Here is a 22,197-nt window from a genome sequence, read left to right on the forward strand (position 1 = left end):
AAGCCTGAAAACTGCGAATTCTTTATATTTCTAATAGAAAATAGTCACCGATTTGCTTACTCGCTCTTATTTTAATGGTTCACCTAATTGAAATTGTTTTTTCAGAAATCAAAAAAGAGAATCATTTTTTTAAAATTTTTTAGTTTCCACTAAGAAACATCTTTCCTAGTTATTAATACAACAAAAGAGTGACTTGATTGCGAATTTTCTTCAGAAGATCACAGCATCCGGTTGACTCCTTGTAAATAAAGAAATTGATTACATCGTGAAAGCCGTGAAAGACTTCAAAAATAACCTTTGCATGTTATAGGGTTTCTAACTACCATTCAATACTGTGTTATTTCAAGGATTCCAATTTATTTCGTGCATTTGTTAAATGTAAAATCATCGCACTACTTGCCGCACGTGCATCTTTTCTCTCAATCGCTTCTACAATTTTTCTATGCTCTTCTAGTACTTCATTACGCTTCTTTTCTAACCCCAAATTTTTTGATAAAGAAAATTGTAACGCTTTTATATAAAGTTCCGAGAGATTATTTTGTGTATCTATAAAAAATTGATTGTGCGATGCTTGCATAATTAATTTATGAAAAGCAAAATCAATTTGTTGCCCTGTATCATAATCACATTTATAGACCTCTTCAAATTGTTGAACTGCTTCTTTTAAAGCTTCCAATTCTTCTTCTGTACGGCGTTCAGCTGCCAAACTTGCTGCACTCGACTCAATATGTATACGAAACTCTAATAAATCAAGAATTTCCTCTAAAGAAATGACTTCAAAGCGAATTGGCGCTAACATATCTGATAAATTGATCGAATTAATACGACTTCTTCCACCCTGTTTACTGGAAATAATACCCGACACTTCGAGAACTTTTAAAGCTTCTCGAATAGGTGCCCTACTAACACCAAAATGCGTAACTAAATCATGTTCACTTGGCATTAAAGACCCAACTGATAATTCATCATTTTTTATCATTTCTAATATTTCTTCTAAAACCTGATTTGAAATACTTTTACGTTCAATCATCATTTATAAAACCCACTTTCTAATATATCTTTACCCTCAAGTTGTCGACTTATAATACAAGTATACAAGTTAATTTCTTAATTTTCTATATTTTTCATAAATTTTCTTTGCATAATAACTTTAATCGTTTGTCAAAAGTATCGAATTCCTTTTTTTACATCTATCTTAATTTTATAAACAATACACTTTTCAGTTTTTGAAAAAAGGTCAGAGCGGCTTTTAAACGGTAGCCCCCATTCACATTTTGTCGAAATTAATGGGATGGGTTTGGAAATGGTGAATTGCTTGATGAGGATAAAGATTTGAAGGAAAATATAATGTTTTGTTTTCGCCTAGAAGTGATCTGCCATCAGAGGTAAAATTCTTGATTTACTATTCAATTCCCCAAAAGTTGGTAGTATAATGGTAGAATCATACATTTGTAAAGGAGAGAAATTAATGACAGCTCAACAACAAGCAGCGATGCAATCTATGATTGATTGGCTAGCAGATGAACGAGAACTCGGGAAACAACCTAGTAAAATAGAAATTGCGGGAGAGTTTGATTTACATGATATGCACTACTATATATTCAAGTATAAAAAAACAATGCTTGGAAAATGGCTCCTTGGTGTATGCGGAGGCTATGAGGACCCTTCTTACACTGAGCATTGTGGCCATATATTCAGCGAGATGCAACCCTATAACCCTGCGACTGCAGAGCAAGAAGCTGTAAAGATGGTAGAATTAATCCGAGAATACTGGATGCAGCAGGCTGCAGCATATGAAGCTACCCAATCCATGGAGGACGAGACGGAAACACAAGACAGTGGATCTGGTATTTTTAACGGATTCGTTCTGCTTAACTCTGCAGAATGTGATATTGATCAGATAAAAGCCAACCTTTTGAATGATTGGAACCTCTCCTGCTCGTCAGTAGAGGTAGAGGATGAGGATAACGCCGAAGAAACAAACGAAGGAACCCTGGTCTTTGAAGTGGACGACTGCATGTTAGCGGTAAGTTTTGTCGATGCTCCCGTACCAGATGGTGAGGCTGAGTATTATGCACAGGGAAACTACATGTGGAAAGAAGCCGTGGAGGTTACTCAAACGCATGTTGCTCAAATCATCCTGGCTGTATTTACTCGTTCCGGCTCCCCGCTGGACAGCGGCAGACTATACACTAAGCTGGCGGCCAGTTGTCTAAAGCTTCCTAACGCAATAGGGATCTATACATCTGGCACAGTATTCCAGCCTGAACTTTTTCAGGATATGGCTGAAGTCATGAAGAATGACGATATGTATCCTTTACTGAATCTGGTTTATTTCGGACTGGTAGGAAAGGAAACCGGGGTAGATGGATATACTTATGGGCTAAAGTCCTTTGGCAAGGATGAAATTGAGATCCTGGACAGTCAGGCATCGCCTGCCGAGCTGCGTGATTTTTTGATTACTATTTCCGGATATATTGTAGAAGAGGATGTTACTTTAAGGGATGGAGAAACGATCGGCTTCTCAGCAGAGCAAAAGCTGCCGATTTCCCGTTCCGAGGGAGTTTATGTCGATGGGGATACTCTCAAAATCAAATACTAGGACATCGTAGAGTTGTAGTGAACCCTAAAAGTTAGACTTTAACCAGAATGGATTTCTCCATTCTGGTTTTTTTATACAGCCAATCTTTCATGCTAGGTGACTGAACCCCTAATTTTTCGAAAACTTTTTTCAATGGTTTGCATTTGTAGTTAAAATGGAGAAATTTTGTAGATATTCAGAACTAATACTATATGAAACAACCTTCTCCTTGCACTTCTTGACTACATCAACGTGATTATCGTAACTAAAAACAAAGAAATTAACGTCTTCTTTTTTGCCTCTTTTTACGTTGATGACAAATGGAGTAACATTAGTCTCTGGCTGTAGAAATAATTGTTCATTGCCTGGAAATATATAATATTTTTTTAAAAAGGAAGCTTTATTAAAATAGGCTGTAAATCTATTTTTTTCTTCCTCTTCTAAATTCTTTCCGTTAAATGTTACCGTTACATCTTTAACATCAAGTTTTTTATGCAGTTCAAATTTACTTACTCCCCATGCCACAGCTATACTGGGAGGGCTCATTAACAATTTAATAATAGATCCAATTACTAGTGTAATAATCAAACCCGATGTCATATCATATCAACTCTTTCAGTAGGCTATATCGATGATTTATCATCCACCTCTCAATGATAAGGGATTTATATTTTTTATAACCATCCAATTTGATACTTTTTTGACCATCCATTTATCTTAGGGATAAATATATAAGCTAACACATTTTTAGTCATTCAATTGGCTATTAAACTATTAAGAGCTTCTGCAAACCTTTTGATTCCTTCATCTATTGAATCTTCATCTTCCCTGGCGAAAGTAAATCGAACAAAACCATCTTTGGATCCCAGTGTAGAACCAGGAACATAAATGACACCTCTTTTAATAGATTCTTCAAGCAATTGAGTTTCATTATAATTTTTAAGTATTTTACACCATATATGAATACCACCTTGAGGAATAGAATATTCCACCAGATCTTTTAAATAAGTATCAAGGCTTTTTATTATTTTATCTCTCCTTTTTTCTAATTCCTTAATTAAACTTTTTATATGAATATGAAAATTTTCTGATTCTAAAAAATCATTCGCTATCCATTGAGTATAGCTAGAATGACCGAAGTCGATTTGTTGTTTCGCATCGGATAATCTTTCAATCACAGATGTTGGGCCTATAATCCACCCTATTCTTAATCCTGATGCAACAATTTTGGACAAAGAACTAATGTATAATACGTTTCCATTCCTATCCATTGATTTAAGGGTAGAGATTTTTTCTCCTGAAAAAGCTGTTAAACTATAAGGATCATCTTCTACTACTGGAATCCCAAGCTTTGAGGATATGTCTAAAATCGCTTCTTTTTTCTTATTATTCAATAAGGAGCCCGTTGGATTTTGAAAATATGGATTTAAAAAAATCATTTTAATTCGGTGTTTTTTATATAATAACTGCAAATCTTCTGGGTTCATTCCATCCTTATCGACAGGTAGATAATGTACTTGTATACCTACCGATTTAAAAATTGGAAGATTATAATTGTAAGAAGGATCTTCTATTGCTATTGCATCTCCAGGCTTTAACAAACATTGTACAACTAAATGTAATGCTTGTTGCGCTCCTGATGTTATAAGTATTGAAGAAGGATTAGTTTCGATTCCCCGACTTTTTTTTACGTGTTTAGTAATGGTATTTCTAAGGGTTTCATTCCCCTGTGGATGATCGTATCCTAGGCTTCCAATAAAAGAACGTGTTGAAGTTATCTCGCTTAAAAAGCTTTTCGGGAAAAGTTCTTCAGATAATTCACCGGAAGCTAAATTTATTAGTTTATGTTCAACAGCTTCTTTTCTTATTTTTTGCGTTACAGGTTGACTAGGTAAAAAAGAACCCGCCTCAATATACCTATTCCAGCTAGGAATCCGTTTTTTTGTCATACCCCATATATCTTTACTTATTGTAGTACCACTGCCTCTATTTCTTTCAATTAGCCCCATCGATTCTAATTCGTCATATGCATTAACGACAGTACTTCTATTTAAATGTAAAGCACTAGCTAAATATCTCTCTGATGGCAATGGTTTATCAGGTGGAAATGTACCATCTGCAATTCCCTTTTCCATATATTCTGCGAGTTGTTTATAGATCGCTTTTTTCGCTTGTCTATCAGGTTTCCAATCCAAATATACTCACCTCATTAGTTCCTTAAAACTTACTTAAAATCTTGCTTTCTTCTTTCATCAGTGTTATTCCTGGTAAAAGATTATATATTAATATTATTTCAATTGTAATGAACCATCCACTTAAATAATCAATCCTCATTTTTTCAACTGCTAAATCATCTCGTTTTTCTTCATGTTTTCTAACTTGCAATAACGGTTGTACTATTTGAATTTCAAATATCCCCTTCTTTTAGGGCAAAGAAAAAAGCACCTCCACGCACAATCCATTAATACAGAAACTCGATTGACCGAGTACTGTAAAATTGAATCATAAGCGAAAATGCTTATTTTTTCTCTAAGTATAACGTTATAAACTGTACGTCCCCAGGGTAATGCGGCAATCTAGTCACGTTTTGTCACGACAGGATTTCTTTACCCTTAAGGTCCATGAATCGAACGACACCGTGGTACTTTTTCGTTTGTTTTTGTAGTGTGCCAAGTAAGTCCTTTAAAAAAAATCAAAGCTGGTGAAATATTACTCGTCGTAAAATTTCACCAGCTTTTTAGATTTTAGAAACCCCAACCTCTTAACGCATACTTATGCAGAAAAATAAATAGATGTCCTCGAACATACCTTAAAGTATGCTCAAGCTTGCTTCCTTTATATCAGTGATTAGCATATGACCCGGAGCATGGGTAATTATAATAGAAGGTTTACTTTCCATTGCTACTGCCTGAGGGGTTACGCCACAAGCCCAAAATACTGGTATTTCCCCTGGCTTAATGGACACGGCATCACCGAAATCTGGTTTTGAAATATCCGTAATACCTATTTGTTCTGGACTACCAATATGAATTGGTGCACCGTGTACATTTGGAAAACGCGAAGTAATTTGGATTGCACGAATCGCATCCTCTGGTGTCATAGGGCGCATACTGACAACAGTTGGTCCTTCAAACAAACCTGCTTTTTCACACGCGATATTTGTTTTATACATTGGCACATTACAGTTTTCTTGAATATGTCTTATTGGAATACCTGCTTCAAGAAGAGGTGTTTCAAATGTAAAGCTACATCCTATTAAAAAACCTACCATATCCTCTTCCCAATAATCTGTAATGTCTAATACTTCTTCAGTTAAAATACCATCCCGATAAATACGATATTTCGGAATGTCCTTGCGAATATCTGCATTTTTAGCAATTTTTGAAGGGATAAATGATCCAGGTTCTGTCACGTCTAATAACGGGCATGGCTTTGGATTTCGCTGACAAAATAGTAGAAAGTCAAAGGCATGCTCCTTCTTCAAAATCACTAAATTTGCTTGTGTAAACCCAATCGACATGCCAGAAGTTGGTCCAGAAATTTCTTGATTGCGAATAAGTTTACGGATTTCATTCGGCTCTAAAGCACTATATGTTGTCATCATCAATTCACTCCTTATAAATTAACCATCCATGAAAAGATGCTCATGGATGGATGGTTGTTAGATTAACTAAAAATTTTTGGAATTTCTTCAATAAATGTATTGATGCTGAGATATCCCATAAGAACAACTACAATTGCTCCAGTTACAGTTAACCAACGTGGATGCTTATATGTACCAACGATTTCTTTTTTGTGTGCAGCAACTAATATAATGCCAAGTGATAATGGTAAAATCAGTGCATTTAATGCACCTACCAAAATTAACACATTAACAGGCTTTCCAACTAAGGCAAAAGTTGTTGTTGAAATGACGATAAATGCTATAATCACCCAATTATGATATTTCTCTATGTTAGGGTGGAATGAACGAATAAATGAAACGGATGTATAAGCTGCACCTACAACAGAAGTAATCGCTGCAGCCCACATAATCATACCAAACATACGATAACCAATATTACCCGCAGCTAGTTGGAAAACAGATGCAGGTGGATTGGCAGGGTCAATGACTAAACCTTTTGAAACAACACCAAGAACCGCTAAAAATAAAGCAATACGCATTACGCCAGTAATCAAAATACCTGTCACAGAGCTTTTTGTTACTTCTGGTAAGGATTCTTGTCCTTTGATGCCAGCGTCCAAAAGGCGGTGACCACCAGCAAAAGTAATATAACCTCCAACTGATCCACCAACCAATGTTACAATCGCAAACCAGCTAATTTCTTTAGGCCAAACGGTGCTCACAATCGCTTCTCCTACAGGTGGTGAAGTCTTAAAAGCAACAAATAGCATGAGTAGAATCATAACACCGCCAGCAATTTGCGCAACCCTGTCCATTGCCTTCCCAGCTTCTTTATAGATAAATATAAAAATAGCAAAAAGTGCACTTACAATGGCACCCATAATTGGATCTACGCCAAGCATTGCATTTAGCCCTAATCCAGCTCCAGCAACGTTACCAATATTGAATGCTAAACCGCCTATAACAATCATTATTGCAAGGAGAACACCTAATCCAGGTAACACCTTATTGGCAATTTCTTGCCCTCGCAAGCCAGAAACAGCAATGATTCGCCAAACGTTTACCTGTGCGACAATATCTAGAATTAATGAAATTAAAATGACAAATCCAAAACTAGCCGCTAATTGCTGTGTAAATACTGTCGTTTGTGTTAAAAAACCTGGTCCGATAGATGAGGTAGCCATTAAAAAGGCTGCTCCTATTAACACACTTTTACTTGCTGTTTTCTTAACAAATTTACCTTTTTTCTCTTGCTCGATCCCAGCTTCACTAACTTCCGCTTTTTTTGTTACCATTGGCTTACCCCTCCTTGATTGCACGTACTGATATTTGATGTTCTGCTAATCTTGAATGAATATATTTTGCAAACTCTACAGCATGTTCCCCGTCCCCATGAATACAAATAGTATTTGCCTGTAATGGAATTTCGATTTGCTGTTGTGACAGCACAATTCCCTCTTTCACCATTCTCACAACCTGATTCACAGCTTGTTCCTTATCGGTAATCAATGCATCAGGTTGTTGACGAGATGTTAAAGAACCATCCTTCTGATAGGTACGATCTGCAAACACTTCATGGGCTGTTTGAAGCCCTACTTTTTCTCCGGCTTTTGTTAATTCACTTCCTGAGAGACCGAATAACACAAGTGAAGGTGAAATATCATAAATAGCTTGTGCGATTGCCTCAGCAATCGCTGGATTTTTAGCAGCCATATTATAAAGTGCTCCATGTGGCTTAACATGCTGCATCGTTTCATTGTAAGTCGTTAGAAAACCTTGCAATGCACCAACTTGATAAATAACCATATCATAGGCTTCCTGTGGTGTGATGTTCATCTCACGTCGTCCAAAACCATTTAAATCCGGTAATCCTGGATGTGCTCCGATTTTCACACCAATAGCAATGGCTAGCTTAACTGTCTCTCGCATGACTGTTGGATCTCCAGCATGGAATCCACAAGCAATATTAGCAGAGGTTACATATTTTAAGATTTCTTCTTGCTCTCCAAGTCGATAACGACCAAAACTTTCCCCTAAATCACAGTTTAAATCAACTCGAAACATCTTCTTCTCCCCGTTTTCTTCCCACTTAAGTAGTTATAATGAATACGTTTACAAATATTTTGTACCGATATTCGGAACTTAAGTTTTGAAATTTAAAAAAATCTTAACATATTTTATAATTTCTGAAAAGTATAAATTTAAAATTTTGAGAAAGAATATTTTTTTTAAAATTTTCATTTAAATTAAACTTGTTTTTGTTTATTCTTTAAATATAATATTTAATAATCCGTTATTTAAAACTGATATACCGAATTACGAAACTTCAGGAGTTGGTTTTTATGCTGAATTTAAAAGAGAATGTACAAATAAGACCTTTGAGCGATTCTGCACTAGTTATACATGTAGGTGAAGGAATCAGTGAGGCAATTCACTACAAAGTTAAAAATATATTGAATTTATTAGAGAGAAATCCATTTGAAGGATTCATCGAGGTTGTACCTGCCTATAATAATGTGACAGTTTATTACAATCCGATTGAAGTATACTTTTCAACTATAGAAAAAGGAGCTCAAATGCCTTACGAAAAGGTGAAAGCAACAATTCTTTCTTTAATGAACCAATCTCATATAGTTGAAACAACGAAGGAACGTGTCGTAAAAATCCCTGTAGTATATGGTGGTGAAATGGGACCAGATCTAGAATTTGTAGCCACTTATCATGGTTTAACACCTAATGAAGTCATTAAAATTCATTCTTCTGTAGAATATCTTGTTTACATGATAGGCTTTGCTCCAGGTTTTCCTTTTATGGGAGGAATGGACAGACAAATTGCAACACCTCGTAAAGAAACTCCACGGTTATCGATTACTCCGGGATCTGTTGGAATTGCGGGAAATCAAACAGGGATTTACCCATTAGAAACACCAGGTGGATGGCAAATCATCGGACGAACACCTTCTCGTTTGTTTCTACCTGAACAATCTCCTCCAACCTTATTACAACCGGGTGATCGAATTCAGTTTGTACCAATTTCGTTGGATGAATATAAGAGCGATTGGGAGATGAGAACATGGGCATAAAGGTATTACAGCCAGGTATGCTGGCAACCATTCAAGACCTAGGAAGATATGGACTACAAAAGTTTGGTGTTATCGTCGGAGGAGCAATGGATTCAATTTCCTTACGAATTGCTAATTTACTTGTTGGAAATTCGGAAGGAGAAGGCGCTCTTGAGGTAACACTTTATGGAACAACCCTTTTATTTGAAACTGATGAACTGATCGCAATTACAGGTGGGAATTTACAACCTACAATAGACGGAATAGAAGCACCAATGTGGCGGCCACTTTTTATTCAAAAAGGCTCTGTTTTAAAATTTAATACTGCGATTAGTGGTTGCCGAGCCTACGTATCGTTTAGTGGAGGAATTCAAGTACCCAAAGTGATGAGCAGTAAAAGTACCTACATACGTGCTGGAATTGGAGGATTTCAAGGAAGAAAATTGCTGAAGAATGATGTTTTTGAATTAGATAGACGATCAGATTTAGGAGAGGATCTTTTTAAACAATTAAAAAAAGAACCAACGTATCTTTCTTGGTCAGCTGATTACACACCCTTTGTTACATTTAAAAAAACGCAAACAATCCGTTTCATAAGAGGCTCTGAATACCAGCATTTCGATGAGGAGAGTTTAAAAAAATTCCTTTCAACACCTTACACCATCACAACACAGTCAGACCGAATGGGCTATCGATTAGAAGGAGAGGCTATTCAATTAAAAGAGCCATTTGAATTATTATCCGAAGGGGTTACATTTGGAACGATTCAAGTGCCCTCCAATGGGCAACCTATTATTTTAATGGCAGATCGTCAAACAACTGGTGGATATCCTAAAATAGCTCAAGTGATTTCTGCCGATTTACCATCATTAGCACAAATGCAAGCAAATGGTCGAGTCTATTTTAAAGAGGTCACTCTTGAAGAAGCTCAATTGGCGTTAATACAGCAAGAAAGAAAACGAAATGAATTAGCATTTGGGCTTCGTTTAAAAGGTTATAGAAGCGATAGAGGCTATTCAATCGTCCAAAATTCGATTATTTAGATAGTAATATTTTCCGAAAAAACTAGCAATTTCAGCGCAAAATGGGTAATCTCAAATGACTTTTGAGACTACCCATTTTTTAAAGCTGTTCATACCCCAATTGTTTAGAAATCGCTGCGGTAGCCTTCTTAAGTTTATCGACGAAGATTTCAACGTTTTCCCCTCGATAATTGGTTTCTAGTCCCGCAATACTCATTGCTGCAACGACTTCTCCTTTATGATCGTAAATCGGTGCTGCAACAGCAGAAGTATAATTTTCTAATTCTGAATGGCTGATTGTATAACCAAGTTCTCTAGCCTGCACAATCGTTTCAAAAAGCTTTTCCTTTTCTGTAATTGTCCCCATTGCAAATGATGTAAGTTCTACCGATTCAAGATATTCCTTAATGTCTGCATCCGGTAAAAAGGATAATACAGCACGAGGGCATGCCCCTGCATAAAGAGGACTTTTTCTACCAATTGCTGTGTAGAGTCGAACTTTTTGCTGCGTATCAATTTTCTCGATATAAACAGCATCGTCACCATCACGAACGATTAAATTAATCGCTTCTTTTACATCATTATGTAGCTCATTCATAATTGGATCTGCAATTTTCCGCACATCTAGGCGCATTGATACTAAATGTCCAAATTTAAGGAAGAGAATGCCTAACCTATATTTTGCATCAGCCCCCTTTTCTAAAAACTCCATTTCCTCGAAAGATTTCAACATGCGGAAAGCAGAGGTTTTAGGGATTCCTGATAACTCAATTACTTCTTGGAATGACAGTTCAGTATGATCGATAAATAGATTTAAAATATCCATTGAACGGACAACCGTTTTATTATTTGTCAATTTAAGTTTTCTTCCCCTTCTATACTAGATTTAATCTAATCATAATTTTTCTTAATTAATAATTATACCTAACATCTTACTGTTTTTATATACCCTGGATCTTCACCAAAACGTGTGATTGATTTCCGTTCCGACTGGGCGCTTTGTTGTTGCTGTCGCTACGCTTACGCACAGATAAAACAATTGCTGACGCTTCGCTTTCGCACAGAGCAAAGCTTCCTGGGGGCGTCCGATGAGCCGCTTCACTCGCGATGCTCGTTCCAGGGTCTCGGGCCAACACGATGTTGGTCACGAAGGCGTTATCACAGGACGTGATGGTTTTAGCCTTCGTTCCTCTATTGCTGATCCCCAAGGAGTCGCCCAGCCTCCACTCCAATCAACTTATATACAAGGTATACGTTTAACAAATGTCATCCACAACTTTTGGTGATGAGCCTATACCCTGTAAATCAGGTTGATAAAGGAATAAAAAACAGGAGTAGAGAATGGTTGCTCTCCTTCCATGCTCTTTACCCCTGCTTGTTATTCTTATTTTGATTCCCTCGATTACGATGCTAGTTAAAAATGCGGCTATTCTTTTTTTGTCCTACGCTCTGACGTTTTTCCTTAAATAAAATCACTCCAATCAAACCAACGATGGAGAAGATAACTGGCGTGATGAAACCATAGTAATATCCATCAAATAGATTTCCTGAAGTTGATTGAAAATGATCTAATATATATCCAAAAATGATGGGTAGCAATACAGCACTTAGAAAGCCGCCCGTATTCGCAATCCCTGAAACAATTCCTGATTCTTCAAGTTTAAAAGATTGACGTACAGCTGCAAAGGTTAATGCACTCGCCCCATATCCAAAGCCAATGATAAAGAAAATAATAATCAGAAAGAAAAAGGAAGGATGCCCATTACATAAAAGGAAAGAAAACCACCCTAATAAAACAATGATATGAACGACAATATACGGTTTTTTAATTGTTTCTAACCGACTTGAAATCCAACTAGCTAAAGGTGCTCCAATAAGGGCCCCGATAAGACCGATCATAATCAGCTGGCTGGCATCTGAGCGAGTCATTTCATACATATTCATCCCATATGGTACTGCCCATGAACTGATAAAGCCTACATAACCGCCGACTACCCCAAAATGGCAAAAGAATAGAGCCCATGCTTGCGGATTTGAAAATATTCTTCGTAGTAAAACTGATGTTTTTTCACGTTGCACTTCTGCTGTATCAATTACTTGCTCATCCCCCAAAATTTGTTTTGTTTTTTTTACAAGTACAAAATAAAGGAGAATGCCACAGAAACATAATAGTAGTCCAACTGAGAAAAATGTTACCCTCCAACCAAATAAAAGTATCCACGTGGAGTAAGGTACTGTCGCCAATAAAAAACCAAGACTTCCTGTCATGCCAGCCATGCCAATTAATCGAACAAATTCCTTTGGTTGAAACCATTGGGCTAAAATTAGCACCATGTTAACCCATATGGTCGCATCCCCTACCCCAGTTAGTATTCTGGCAAAAAACAGGACGAATTCATGTGTACTCAGACTATAAATAATTGTTCCTAAACCTGTAAGAGTAGCACCAATAATTAGAAAAAAATTTGGCCCAAATCGATCAGCCAAAATCCCCATCGGAATTTGCAAACTCGTGTAGACAAAAAATTGTATACTTGTCAATAACCCAATCGTTGATGCTGTTACATTAAAATCTCGCATCAATTGGTCTGTAATCAGTCCAGGGGCGGTTCGTTGACTCGCCATTAACAAATAAGTAAATAGTACAGAAACAAATACTACCCATCTATATCTACTATTTTGTTTGTCCATTGATTTCTACTCCTATTAGCTTTTACTCTATATATATGAATTATAGGTAACGTTAAAACCTGTTTTTCAAAGTAGTTTTATGGTTTGAATTTGGTTGAAAATGCTTTTAGTTCTCTAGTTATTACGACGAGTTCGGAGGAATATTTCGAGCTTGAAATCTTTTAACTGTCTTGTATATGCTAACCCATCTATCTCATTAATTGTTGTTTGTACAATTGCTTTAAATCTTGAACACATATTATTGCTGGGTAGTCTTAACGCTGGCCCTCTATTAAATAGAAAGCCTGGCATTTCATTATTTATCAAACACAAAATTAAATAGCTGTTCTTCTCCACTATTCATATCTTTCATTTTATAACGATTCGCAGTTACTTCATTCTCGCCAAGTACAATTGTCTTTTGGATATCCTCTCGATTGGCTTTATCCATTGCTTTTCGGACTTTTTTGCCACTTAGCTCAACCTCTACTCGATTGCCCTCGTTACGTAGTGCTGTAGCCAAAACAAGTGCCTCTTTTTCTGCTCTAATTGGAATGATGTAAATATCGATATCTGATTCTCGCTTCTCTGCTTTCCCTGTTAGCTCAAATGCTGTATAAATCACATCTAACCCAAATGAAATCCCCACCGTTGCAAATGAATCATTTGTACCAAGTAGTCCCCCAATCGCATTATCATAGCGACCACCGCTGCCGATGCTTGATTTAATCATGCCATCCGCTAAAAAAATTTCGTAAATCGTGCCTGTGTAAATTTCGAGCCCACGTGCTAAAAATGGTTTTTTGAAAAAGAACGATGATCGGTCCTTGACTTGGCACGCTTCGGAACACCCAATTATAGGCGTTCGATTGACCGGATTTTCCGTCTGAACGTTTGATTATTTGCGCATAGGTTTCATCCACATGTAGAACAGATTTTGCTGTTAATGTCTGCTTCATCTGTTCATAAACCGGTAGAAGCCAATCTTCAGCTGAACGGATCACCCAGTTTGATAAGTCCTTATCATTCGTAAGCAGGCCATATCACGAAAAGGATGATGATTCAATTACAAATCACCATCCTTTTTAGTGTATTAAATAACCAGAACCTACTTAATCGGTAAATAAAATTATTCCTTATCAAAATCCGTTTCAAAGGGTTTTTCTTCATACTTGGAAACATCATATTGCCCAATTACTTGATAATTACTAGACGCTTCATCGTCAGGCTTGAATTTATTGAAATCAACTACATCTAGTGCATCTGTCATCATATTCAATAAATATTGTGGTTCCGGAGCTTCTTCTACTGCGGCAAGAACTAGTGCATTTCGTAAATATCCTGCATGTTGTGAGAGCAATTGAGCATTGAAGTCTAGCCTATTTGCTTCAGCAAAAAGCTTCATGAAAATCGAAACCGCTCGTGTATTTCCTTCTCGGTAAGGATGAACACGCCAAAGTTTTGTCATAAATGTAGAAAAGTCCTCTACAAGACGAGGATTAGAATATTTCCATTGCTTAGATTTAGACCAACTGAAAACAGTTTTCAAATCAGATACAATGTGATCTTTATCGCTATAAGCAACAGATAATCCATTTAAAACATGTTCACTTTTAAAAATATTGACTGTGCGGAATTCCCCTGCCCATGAATATAGCTCATGAAAAAGAAAGTGATGAATCATTTGAAGACTTTCATATTTTTGAAAGTCAATCTCATGGGTGATAGAAGAAATATCTACAATCCCCGCGATTAACAGCTGTGCTTCAACGTCAATTAATTGTTGTTTATCTCGAATATTTAATTTGTTGATTAAGGTATTTGTATTAGGATAAATATATGGGTCCATAAATTACTGTGAAGCCCTTGTATATTTTTCAACAATCGCTTGTTTCAATTGGCTGGATGATACTTGACCATTTTCATATTGGTTTAAGAGGTTTTGTGTAAATGCACTCGGTTTTCCACCGTCAATGGCAGCCATACCAACTGCGAATTGCACTTGCTTTTTACGTTCTAGGCGTGAATTTTCTTTCATAAATAATATAACACCCCTCACTTTATTGGTATATTTCTATTATATCAGTTTTTACGCATCAGATGATAGTTAGATCACTACACGATTCCCACAGGTTTTGTTCAACCTTTGTCATTAGCGTTTACAGTTTGAGTGAAAAAATTCATTAGGTGCCAGTGGAAAAATTTAGAGCTAGGCAATCATATCCACTTGAATTGTGGTTAGATTTCGATCAAAAAAATTGTTTCGCACAAAGCGTACCGCAATTATAGAAAAGGTCCTTCACTTTAGGATTGCATCCTTTTTGTTCTCATTCAAGATTTTATAAATCGTGCTACGTCCAATTCCATACTCTTTTGCAATATCCATGGCACTTTCTCCACTTTCAAACAACTTCACAATCCGACGCTTCGTATAGGTATCTATGGCAGGGCGTCCCCGATTCTGCCACGTTTACGGGCAGCCTCAAGCCCAGCTTTTGTACGCTGCTGGATAATATCGCGTTCAATTTCGGCGAATACGGCAAGCATCCCAAACATGACGCGTCCAGTCGGTCTAGTAGTGTCGAAGCTATCACGAATACTAACGAAATCAACCTGTCGCTTTACCATTTCGTCTGTTAATTGATAAAGCTCCTTTGTGCTGCGAGCAAGTCGGTCTAGTTTATATACAACGAAACGATCACAAGGAGCAGCTGCTTTAAGGGCATGAATTAATTCAGTGCGCTCAGATTTTCTCGTTGAAATTTTCTCGACATATAAGAGGAGATCCATTCCTTGCTCCTTGGCATATTTTTCAATGGCGATTTTCTGTAGAGCCAAATTTTGATCCTCGTTACTGACACGCGCATAACCAATGATTCTACTCATAAAATCCCTCACTTTGTCTATTACCATACGTTTTATATAATAAATATTATAGATGAGTAAATAGACAAATGCTGATTTGAGTAGGCTGTTTAGAATGTCTATAAAACGATAGTTTTACAGACAAAATGTAATTTGATTACTATTAATCTATGGATACCAATATTTTGAAATTCACTTAAATAGTAAATAATAATACAAAATGGAGTGAATAAACAGAGGATAATATGTTCCCCTTCCACAATAACCGAAACAAAGGAGATAATGTAATGGGGAAAAATCAACATATTACACCGCATCCAAATGGCGGTTATCAGGTTAAAGGAGCAGGCAATCCGAAAGCTACCAAAATATTCAACACACAATATGAAGCTATTCAATATGGTCGAGATATCGCCATAAACCAAAAATCTGAATTGCTTGTACACAATAAACAAGGTCGAATCCGTGAAAAAAATAGTTATGGAAACGACCCTTATCCACCAAGAGGCTAATATTAATATCTATTCACCACTATATTAATAGGTCGAAATTTAAAAATAGTAAAGAAGGTGAAAGCTTGGTAGATTACGTTCCCTACCAATTTTCACCTTCTTTCATTTCAAATAACATTATTTCTCTTATTCTATTTAACTGCTAACGCCGAAGTTGAATCTGCTGCTAATTCTACTTGTAGATCCGTATATGGTAATCCATGTGCATCAGCTACCGCTTTATATACTATTTTTCCATTTACTACGTTTATCCCCTTCGCTAAAACAGGATTATCTAAAGCAGCTTGGAGATAGCCTTTATTAGCTATTTGCAAACCGTATGGAACAGTTACATTTGACAAGCCCATTGTTGAGGTACGCGCGCAAGCACCTGGCATATTCGCAACTGCGTAATGCACAACTCCGTATACTTCATAAGTAGGATTACTATGAGTAGTAATTCGATCAATTGTTTCAATAGAACCCCCTTGATCTACCGCTACATCCACTACAACAGACCCCTTTTGCATCGTTTGAATCATTTCTTTTGAAACTAATTGTGGTGCACGTGAACCTGGAATTAGCACAGCACCAATTAACAAATCTGCTGTTTTCACTGCTTCAGCGATATTGTAGGTATTTGATGCAAGTGTACGAACACGTCCTTGGAACATATCATCTATTTGACTTAAGCGTGTAATATTAACGTCTAAAATTGTTACGTTTGCACCTAATCCTACTGCCATTTTCGCAGCATTCGTCCCGACAACTCCAGCACCTACAATCACTACATTTCCAGGTGCAACACCAGGAATACCACCTAAGAGAACTCCTTTTCCTCCTTTGGAATTTTCTAAAAACTGTGCACCAATTTGTACAGACATTCGGCCTGCAACTTCACTCATTGGCGTTAACAACGGTAATGCACCTGAATCTAATTGAATTGTTTCATAAGCAATTCCAGTAACTTTACTTTCAAGCAAAGCTTTCGTTAATTCTGGCTCTGGAGCTAAATGTAGGTATGTGTAGAGAATTAAATTCTCTTTAAAATATTTGTACTCCTCCTGAATCGGCTCCTTCACTTTAATCACCATATCAACATCCCAAGCTTCCTTAGTCGATTTAGTAATTTGAGCGCCTACATCTAAATAATCTTGGTCTGTAAATCCACTACCTAGCCCTGCACTCGATTCAATTATTACTTCATGACCACCTTTTTTGTAAGCCACAACACCTGCTGGAGTAATTCCTACTCGATTTTCATTATTTTTTATTTCTTTAGGTACACCAATTATCATTATATTTCCTCCTACCCATTTTTTATTAGTTTTGGTTTATAACTACAAGTTTCATTTCTGTCATTTCCTCAATTGCATACTTCAGCCCTTCTCTTCCCATACCACTTTCCTTTACGCCACCATATGGTAGATGATCTAAACGGAATGTAGGAATATCATTTATAATGACACCACCTACATGGAGTTTTTGCGTTGCCTGTAAAGCAACATGGATATTATCTGTATAAATACCAGCTTGCAAACCATATTTGGAGTCATTTACTTGATCAAATGCCTCTTGAATAGATGTAAACTTCATAATAGATACGATTGGTGCGAATACCTCCTGACAGGAAACCTTCTGCTCCGGTTTTACATTTAATAGTACGGTAGGTTGTAAGATATTCCCTTCAGATTCTCCACCAGTTGCAATAATTGCCCCTTGCTCCTTTGCTTCTTCAATCCAACTTAATGTTCGTTTTACATCTTGTGGACTAATTAAGGCTGAAACATCCGTTGTAGGATCTAGGGGATCACCAAGTTTCAACTCTTTTGTAGCTGCTACAAATTTATCTACAAACAAATCATACATTTTATCGTGAACATAGATTCGTTGAACTGAAATACATACCTGCCCTTGGAATGCAAATGCACCGGAAACGACACGTGGAATTAATTTATCAATATTAACATTTTCATCGATAATAACAGCCGCATTAGAACCCAATTCAAGCGTTACTTTCTTAAGACCTGCTTGATTGCGTATGCCAATACCTACAGCGGGGCTACCTGTAAAAGAAATCTTTTTCACGCGATTATCCGTGACTAATTTGTTACCAATTAAAGAACCTGCACCAGTAACGATATTTAACGCACCCTTCGGTAATCCTGCCTCTACTAATAATTCACCAATAAAATAGGAAGTTAATGGTGTTTGACTTGCAGGTTTTAATACAACCGTGTTACCTGATGCTATTGCTGGCCCTACTTTATGAGCAACTAGATTCATTGGGAAATTAAAAGGTGTAATAGCTGCCACGATACCTAATGGTTCACGAACCGTATAGGCAATGCGCCCGTCTCCACCAGGGGCAGCATCCACAGGAATTGTTTCTCCGTGTATTCGCTTTGCTTCTTCAGCAGCAAATTTATACGTTTGAATTGTACGCTGAACTTCCGCTTTGGCGGTTGAAATAGGCTTGGCTGCTTCTAGTGCTATTAGCTCTGCTGCTTCTTCAGCACGTGCTTCTAATAAAGAAGCTAATTTTTCAAGAATAATCGCACGCTTATACAAAGGCATATTCGCCATCGTTTTACGTGCAGCATCGGCAGCTACTAAAGCTGCTTCTACTTCCTCGACATTTGCCTTCGGTATTTCTGCAATGACCTCGCTACTATATGGAGAGCATAATTCTGTATACTCTGCTGCTTCCACCCAATCCCCATTGATAAATAAATTTTTCCTCATTATAATTACCTCACCTTTCGTATTACAACTTATTTACCAATACCTGATTCTCTACTTCTTGAATCGCTTTTTCTAGAATATCTAATAAATCTCTTAACTCCTTTTGGCTTATTGATAATGGTGGTGAAAATACAACAATATCTTGAGCATCTAGTACAACAGAGCGACATATTAATCCCAACTTTGCTGCCTCTGTCACTATTTGCGGAGCGAGGAGTCTTCCTTCATAAGAGATTTCTATGCCTGCCATTAAACCTAAACCTCTTGCATCTACAATAAATGGATACTTCGCTTGTAATACTTTTAACCCTGCTAATAGCTCTTGACCACGAATTTCTGCATTTGCTACTAAATTATCTTTCTCTATAATTTCAATGTTTTTCAACCCAACTGCACAGGCCATTGGATGACCACTATAAGTGTATCCATGCAATATAGTTCCTTCTGATAACTCAGAAAATTCTTGGTGTATTTTCTCTGAGATCATTACACCACCTAATTGTGCATATCCACTAGTAACCCCTTTTGCAAAGCACATCATATCCGGTACCACATTAAAATGTTCCATCGCAAAGAACTTACCCGTCCTACCAAATCCTGTGATAACTTCATCAGTTATCATCAAAATACCGTACTCATTGCAAATTTCACGAATTTCTTTGAAATAATTATCCGGTGCAACATGCACCCCTCCTGCACCTTGTACTGGCTCGGTGATGAAAGCAGCTATTGTTTCTGGACCTTCAGTTTCAATCAAATCACGTAAAGCCTGTATGGAGAAATGATCTACGAATAGAAAATCCGGTGCATTAGAATTTGTAAAATCACGAAATCCTTTTAAACCCGTCGCACTTGTAGCACCGATTGCCACCCCGTGATAAGATCTCGATCTTGAGATAATTTTTTTTCGAGAAGTTTCCCCTTTTAATATCCAATAATGACGAGCCAATTTATAGGCGCTATCATTGGATTCGGAACCACCGGACGTAAAAAATGTAGTATTTAAATCACCAGGTGCTAATTCTGCTAACTTTTTTGCTAATAGAATAGCAGGCTCATTACTAAACGTTGCAAAACAAGAACTGAAGGCTAATTTATCCATTTGTTCCTTCGCTACTTCACCAAGTTCTGTTCTACCATGTCCGATATTCACATTCCAAAGTGAAGACATACCATCAATAACTTTTTTACCTGTAATATCATACAGATAAACACCTTTTCCTTCTGTAAAAATAAATGCCGGTCCATTTTCCGTCTTTACTGGCGAAGTAGGGTGTAGAAAATGCTTTTGGTCTAACACTTTAAGTTCTTCAACAGAATAATTTCTTTTCATAAAAATACATCCTCTCTATTAAATGTTTTTAAACAATACACTCACAATTAATAAACAATAAGCTTGCCAACTACTAAAATGTGATTTACTTACATTTCGGAAATAAATTAATTTAATTTTCCATTAATTTTGAATACAGGAATTGTTTCGTCGATTAAATTGTTAAGAGAGATTTGTTTTATCAAATAATTTTCCACACTAATAATTTCCCGATTAAAAGTTTTTTTAGTGTACAAATAATCCTCACTTATTAAGTGCCATCTTCTCATTAGTTATTAAATGGTTTTTGATCGCCTTGTCCGATAAATAGTCATGCGATTCAAAAGACGACATTTATAGAAGTTGCAAAGATTGTTGCATTTCTTGTGTCATTTTTAATGCTAGATTTTGTTTTAAATCTAATACCAATTGTATTAAGCCTACCCCCTTTTTCCATAACATTCCTAATCATTCAGCTACCCAAGCTAGCAGCATTATGAGAGACACTATATTAGTTTGAAATGGATATTCCCAAAAGTTAACGATGATTAACTCTCGCTCCACTTAATAATATAATTTGCCAAAACATTAGTTACTTCTACTACGCTATCTAAATGAACACATTCATCTGGTCCATGCATATTTTCTCCAATTGGCCCAAAGCACAATCCTTGTTTTCCGTAATACTGAGTAAATCGTGCATCATTTCCTCCAGCTCTTCCAACCATTACTACTTTATGTCCCATAACACCTTCTGCATTTTCGATGAATAATTTTACAAAAGGGTTCTCAGGATCTTGGTACCATGGCTCCGTTGACCATCCAAACCACTCTATAACAGGTGGATTTTTATCCATCCACTCATCGCCTAAGACAGATTTCATAATCGTGTCTTGTACTAGTTGCTTAATTTCTTCGCGAGTTTCCCCTGGGATAAAACCAATTCTTCCTTCGAGGATCGCTTCCCCTGGAACTGTCGATACCCAGTCCCCAGCTTTTAGTACACCTAAGTTTAAGTGAACGGACTGTCCAGACCCCTTTTCAAATAAATCAAACTTAACATTTTTAGCACGCCATTCACTTAATTCATCCAGCGCACTTAGGATTTTCATCATTTTTGAAATAGCATTTATGCCTTCATGCGCTAAACCAGCATGCGCTGTTCTTCCCTTTACGTACACTCGGAAATACATAATCCCCCCATGACTTATTGTCATATTCAAATTATGTGGCTCTGTCGAAATGTACCCATCTGTTACGAAGCCTTCCTCCAAACATGCTAAAGCTCCGCCTCCACCACCAGCTTCTTCTTCTATTACTGAATGTAGCTGAACATCTCCAGCAATTGGATAACCTAAATCAATTAATGTTTTCAATGCGAACCAATTTGAAATAAGTCCTGCTTTCATATCGGCAGAGCCTCGACCGTATAACTTGTTTCCAATAATATCTCCACTCCATGGGTCCATCGTCCAGTTTGAAAATGGTTCTGGAGAAACAACATCTACATGTCCATGAATCGTTAATGACTTACCATCGGAGACTCCTTTATGTATTCCGATAATATTTTTTCGGTCTTCAAACGGAATACCTGAATCAATAAACGCTTCATGAGCTGAAACCTTCTCATATTTTGGTTCAATCTCATGCAAAATCAAGTTAAGTTCTTCATATTTTTTTTTCATGTATAATTGCATTTCTTGTTCATTACCAACAACGCTTTTTATACGTACGACATCTTGAATTGTTTTAAATAATTCTTCTTTATTTTCTTCTATATACAGTCGAATTTTTTCTTTCAAAGCAATCACTCCTTTATTTACT

22 protein-coding genes and 1 pseudogene are annotated in these 22,197 nt (G+C 36.8%); 5 read left to right on the top strand and 18 right to left on the bottom strand.

Going from position 1 to position 22,197, the window contains the following annotated elements; translation table 11 throughout:
* Positions 1 to 337: 337 nt before the first annotated feature.
* Positions 338 to 1,033, bottom strand: a complete 696-nt coding sequence (locus ABH966_RS19525) for a FadR/GntR family transcriptional regulator (protein ID WP_370081295.1) — start codon at positions 1,031 to 1,033, stop codon at positions 338 to 340.
* 435 nt (positions 1,034 to 1,468) lie between these two features.
* Here ABH966_RS19525 and ABH966_RS19530 point away from each other — a divergent pair, with 435 nt between their 5' ends.
* Positions 1,469 to 2,602: a DUF4261 domain-containing protein gene (locus ABH966_RS19530; RefSeq protein WP_370081297.1), complete on the top strand. Its 1,134-nt coding sequence runs from the start codon at positions 1,469 to 1,471 to the stop codon at positions 2,600 to 2,602.
* Positions 2,603 to 2,731: 129 nt separating this feature from the next.
* Here ABH966_RS19530 and ABH966_RS19535 read toward each other — a convergent pair whose 3' ends face one another.
* The 5 genes from ABH966_RS19535 to ABH966_RS19555 all read right to left on the bottom strand — a co-directional run bounded on the left by ABH966_RS19535 (position 2,732) and on the right by ABH966_RS19555 (position 8,270).
* Complete coding sequence (locus ABH966_RS19535) at positions 2,732 to 3,181, bottom strand: YfmQ family protein (RefSeq protein ID WP_370081299.1); 450 nt, start codon at positions 3,179 to 3,181, stop codon at positions 2,732 to 2,734.
* Between the two features lie 155 nt (positions 3,182 to 3,336).
* Positions 3,337 to 4,776 carry a MocR-like pyridoxine biosynthesis transcription factor PdxR gene (gene pdxR, locus ABH966_RS19540; RefSeq protein WP_370081301.1) on the bottom strand — a complete coding sequence of 480 codons (1,440 nt, stop codon included), beginning with the start codon at positions 4,774 to 4,776 and terminating at the stop codon, positions 3,337 to 3,339.
* Between the two features lie 614 nt (positions 4,777 to 5,390).
* Positions 5,391 to 6,182 carry a putative hydro-lyase gene (locus ABH966_RS19545; RefSeq protein ID WP_370081349.1) on the bottom strand — a complete coding sequence of 264 codons (792 nt, stop codon included), beginning with the start codon at positions 6,180 to 6,182 and terminating at the stop codon, positions 5,391 to 5,393.
* Positions 6,183 to 6,247: 65 nt separating this feature from the next.
* Positions 6,248 to 7,465 carry an NRAMP family divalent metal transporter gene (locus tag ABH966_RS19550; RefSeq protein WP_370081351.1) on the bottom strand — a complete coding sequence of 406 codons (1,218 nt, stop codon included), beginning with the start codon at positions 7,463 to 7,465 and terminating at the stop codon, positions 6,248 to 6,250.
* 40 nt (positions 7,466 to 7,505) lie between these two features.
* Positions 7,506 to 8,270 (bottom strand): LamB/YcsF family protein, encoded by a 765-nt coding sequence (locus ABH966_RS19555; RefSeq protein ID WP_370081303.1) that lies wholly within the window; start codon positions 8,268 to 8,270, stop codon positions 7,506 to 7,508.
* A 278-nt stretch (positions 8,271 to 8,548) separates the two neighbouring features.
* On the opposite strand from ABH966_RS19555, the gene pxpB reads away from it, so the two are divergent.
* Together pxpB and ABH966_RS19565 are read left to right on the top strand one after the other, a co-directional pair.
* Positions 8,549 to 9,289 carry a 5-oxoprolinase subunit PxpB gene (gene pxpB, locus ABH966_RS19560; RefSeq protein WP_370081305.1) on the top strand — a complete coding sequence of 247 codons (741 nt, stop codon included), beginning with the start codon at positions 8,549 to 8,551 and terminating at the stop codon, positions 9,287 to 9,289.
* Positions 9,280 to 10,311, top strand: a complete 1,032-nt coding sequence (locus tag ABH966_RS19565) for a 5-oxoprolinase subunit C family protein (protein WP_370081307.1) — start codon at positions 9,280 to 9,282, stop codon at positions 10,309 to 10,311. The genes pxpB and ABH966_RS19565 overlap by 10 nt, the downstream gene beginning before the upstream one ends.
* A gap of 79 nt (positions 10,312 to 10,390) precedes the next feature.
* Here ABH966_RS19565 and ABH966_RS19570 read toward each other — a convergent pair whose 3' ends face one another.
* Positions 10,391 to 11,146 (bottom strand): IclR family transcriptional regulator, encoded by a 756-nt coding sequence (locus ABH966_RS19570; RefSeq protein ID WP_370081309.1) that lies wholly within the window; start codon positions 11,144 to 11,146, stop codon positions 10,391 to 10,393.
* Between the two features lie 232 nt (positions 11,147 to 11,378).
* Here ABH966_RS19570 and ABH966_RS19575 point away from each other — a divergent pair, with 232 nt between their 5' ends.
* Entirely contained in the window at positions 11,379 to 11,576 is a 198-nt protein-coding gene (locus tag ABH966_RS19575) for a hypothetical protein (protein WP_370081311.1), read from the top strand.
* A gap of 124 nt (positions 11,577 to 11,700) precedes the next feature.
* Here ABH966_RS19575 and ABH966_RS19580 read toward each other — a convergent pair whose 3' ends face one another.
* The 7 genes and pseudogenes from ABH966_RS19580 to ABH966_RS19610 form a co-directional block, all read right to left on the bottom strand.
* Complete coding sequence (locus ABH966_RS19580; RefSeq protein ID WP_370081313.1) at positions 11,701 to 12,981, bottom strand: MFS transporter; 1,281 nt, start codon at positions 12,979 to 12,981, stop codon at positions 11,701 to 11,703.
* 295 nt (positions 12,982 to 13,276) lie between these two features.
* Entirely contained in the window at positions 13,277 to 13,693 is a 417-nt protein-coding gene (locus tag ABH966_RS19585) for a His/Gly/Thr/Pro-type tRNA ligase C-terminal domain-containing protein (RefSeq protein ID WP_370081315.1), read from the bottom strand.
* A 61-nt stretch (positions 13,694 to 13,754) separates the two neighbouring features.
* Positions 13,755 to 14,003, bottom strand: a pseudogene (locus ABH966_RS19590) (IS66 family transposase); the annotation flags it as partial.
* Positions 14,004 to 14,089: 86 nt separating this feature from the next.
* The gene (locus ABH966_RS19595; RefSeq protein ID WP_370081317.1) at positions 14,090 to 14,809 is read right to left on the bottom strand and encodes a Fic/DOC family protein; all 720 of its coding nucleotides are present in this window, start codon (positions 14,807 to 14,809) and stop codon (positions 14,090 to 14,092) included.
* A 3-nt stretch (positions 14,810 to 14,812) separates the two neighbouring features.
* Positions 14,813 to 14,998, bottom strand: coding sequence for an antitoxin VbhA family protein (locus tag ABH966_RS19600; RefSeq protein ID WP_053483775.1), 186 nt, complete (start codon positions 14,996 to 14,998; stop codon positions 14,813 to 14,815).
* Positions 14,999 to 15,259: 261 nt separating this feature from the next.
* Complete coding sequence (locus tag ABH966_RS19605; RefSeq protein WP_370081355.1) at positions 15,260 to 15,346, bottom strand: helix-turn-helix domain-containing protein; 87 nt, start codon at positions 15,344 to 15,346, stop codon at positions 15,260 to 15,262.
* A gap of 53 nt (positions 15,347 to 15,399) precedes the next feature.
* Positions 15,400 to 15,846, bottom strand: coding sequence for a recombinase family protein (locus tag ABH966_RS19610; RefSeq protein ID WP_370081319.1), 447 nt, complete (start codon positions 15,844 to 15,846; stop codon positions 15,400 to 15,402).
* A 266-nt stretch (positions 15,847 to 16,112) separates the two neighbouring features.
* Between ABH966_RS19610 and ABH966_RS19615 the strand changes: the two genes are divergently transcribed.
* Positions 16,113 to 16,337 (top strand): DUF2188 domain-containing protein, encoded by a 225-nt coding sequence (locus ABH966_RS19615; RefSeq protein ID WP_370081321.1) that lies wholly within the window; start codon positions 16,113 to 16,115, stop codon positions 16,335 to 16,337.
* Positions 16,338 to 16,468: 131 nt separating this feature from the next.
* Here ABH966_RS19615 and ald read toward each other — a convergent pair whose 3' ends face one another.
* The 4 genes from ald to ABH966_RS19635 form a co-directional block, all read right to left on the bottom strand.
* Positions 16,469 to 17,614, bottom strand: a complete 1,146-nt coding sequence (gene ald / locus ABH966_RS19620; protein ID WP_370081323.1) for an alanine dehydrogenase — start codon at positions 17,612 to 17,614, stop codon at positions 16,469 to 16,471.
* Between the two features lie 25 nt (positions 17,615 to 17,639).
* Complete coding sequence (locus ABH966_RS19625; RefSeq protein WP_370081325.1) at positions 17,640 to 19,061, bottom strand: aldehyde dehydrogenase family protein; 1,422 nt, start codon at positions 19,059 to 19,061, stop codon at positions 17,640 to 17,642.
* Positions 19,062 to 19,083: 22 nt separating this feature from the next.
* On the bottom strand, positions 19,084 to 20,394 hold the full coding sequence (locus ABH966_RS19630; RefSeq protein ID WP_370081327.1) for an aminotransferase family protein: 1,311 nt from the start codon (positions 20,392 to 20,394) through the stop codon (positions 19,084 to 19,086).
* A gap of 527 nt (positions 20,395 to 20,921) precedes the next feature.
* On the bottom strand, positions 20,922 to 22,175 hold the full coding sequence (locus ABH966_RS19635) for an ArgE/DapE family deacylase (protein ID WP_370081329.1): 1,254 nt from the start codon (positions 22,173 to 22,175) through the stop codon (positions 20,922 to 20,924).
* Between the last annotated feature and the right edge of the window lie 22 nt (positions 22,176 to 22,197).

This window comes from Lysinibacillus sp. RC46, from assembly GCF_041262385.1.
GTDB lineage: Bacteria > Bacillota > Bacilli > Bacillales_A > Planococcaceae > Lysinibacillus.

What these genes read in the sequence shown, in the direction of transcription:
- ABH966_RS19625 (WP_370081325.1), bottom strand. Translation starts at nt 19,061, where the DNA reads ATGAGGAAAAATTTATTTATCAATGGGGATTGGGTGGAAGCAGCAGAG.
- ABH966_RS19555 (WP_370081303.1), bottom strand. Translation starts at nt 8,270, where the DNA reads ATGTTTCGAGTTGATTTAAACTGTGATTTAGGGGAAAGTTTTGGTCGT.
- ABH966_RS19605 (WP_370081355.1), bottom strand. Translation starts at nt 15,346, where the DNA reads ATGGATATTGCAAAAGAGTATGGAATTGGACGTAGCACGATTTATAAA.
- ABH966_RS19595 (WP_370081317.1), bottom strand. Translation starts at nt 14,809, where the DNA reads ATGGACCCATATATTTATCCTAATACAAATACCTTAATCAACAAATTA.
- ABH966_RS19530 (WP_370081297.1), top strand. Translation starts at nt 1,469, where the DNA reads ATGACAGCTCAACAACAAGCAGCGATGCAATCTATGATTGATTGGCTA.
- ABH966_RS19525 (WP_370081295.1), bottom strand. Translation starts at nt 1,033, where the DNA reads ATGATGATTGAACGTAAAAGTATTTCAAATCAGGTTTTAGAAGAAATA.
- ABH966_RS19575 (WP_370081311.1), top strand. Translation starts at nt 11,379, where the DNA reads ATGAGCCGCTTCACTCGCGATGCTCGTTCCAGGGTCTCGGGCCAACAC.
- pxpB (WP_370081305.1), top strand. Translation starts at nt 8,549, where the DNA reads ATGCTGAATTTAAAAGAGAATGTACAAATAAGACCTTTGAGCGATTCT.
- ABH966_RS19535 (WP_370081299.1), bottom strand. Translation starts at nt 3,181, where the DNA reads ATGACATCGGGTTTGATTATTACACTAGTAATTGGATCTATTATTAAA.
- ABH966_RS19600 (WP_053483775.1), bottom strand. Translation starts at nt 14,998, where the DNA reads ATGAAAGAAAATTCACGCCTAGAACGTAAAAAGCAAGTGCAATTCGCA.
- ald (WP_370081323.1), bottom strand. Translation starts at nt 17,614, where the DNA reads ATGATAATTGGTGTACCTAAAGAAATAAAAAATAATGAAAATCGAGTA.
- ABH966_RS19565 (WP_370081307.1), top strand. Translation starts at nt 9,280, where the DNA reads ATGGGCATAAAGGTATTACAGCCAGGTATGCTGGCAACCATTCAAGAC.
- ABH966_RS19630 (WP_370081327.1), bottom strand. Translation starts at nt 20,394, where the DNA reads ATGAAAAGAAATTATTCTGTTGAAGAACTTAAAGTGTTAGACCAAAAG.
- ABH966_RS19580 (WP_370081313.1), bottom strand. Translation starts at nt 12,981, where the DNA reads ATGGACAAACAAAATAGTAGATATAGATGGGTAGTATTTGTTTCTGTA.
- ABH966_RS19615 (WP_370081321.1), top strand. Translation starts at nt 16,113, where the DNA reads ATGGGGAAAAATCAACATATTACACCGCATCCAAATGGCGGTTATCAG.
- ABH966_RS19610 (WP_370081319.1), bottom strand. Translation starts at nt 15,846, where the DNA reads ATGAGTAGAATCATTGGTTATGCGCGTGTCAGTAACGAGGATCAAAAT.
- ABH966_RS19585 (WP_370081315.1), bottom strand. Translation starts at nt 13,693, where the DNA reads ATGATTAAATCAAGCATCGGCAGCGGTGGTCGCTATGATAATGCGATT.
- ABH966_RS19545 (WP_370081349.1), bottom strand. Translation starts at nt 6,182, where the DNA reads ATGACAACATATAGTGCTTTAGAGCCGAATGAAATCCGTAAACTTATT.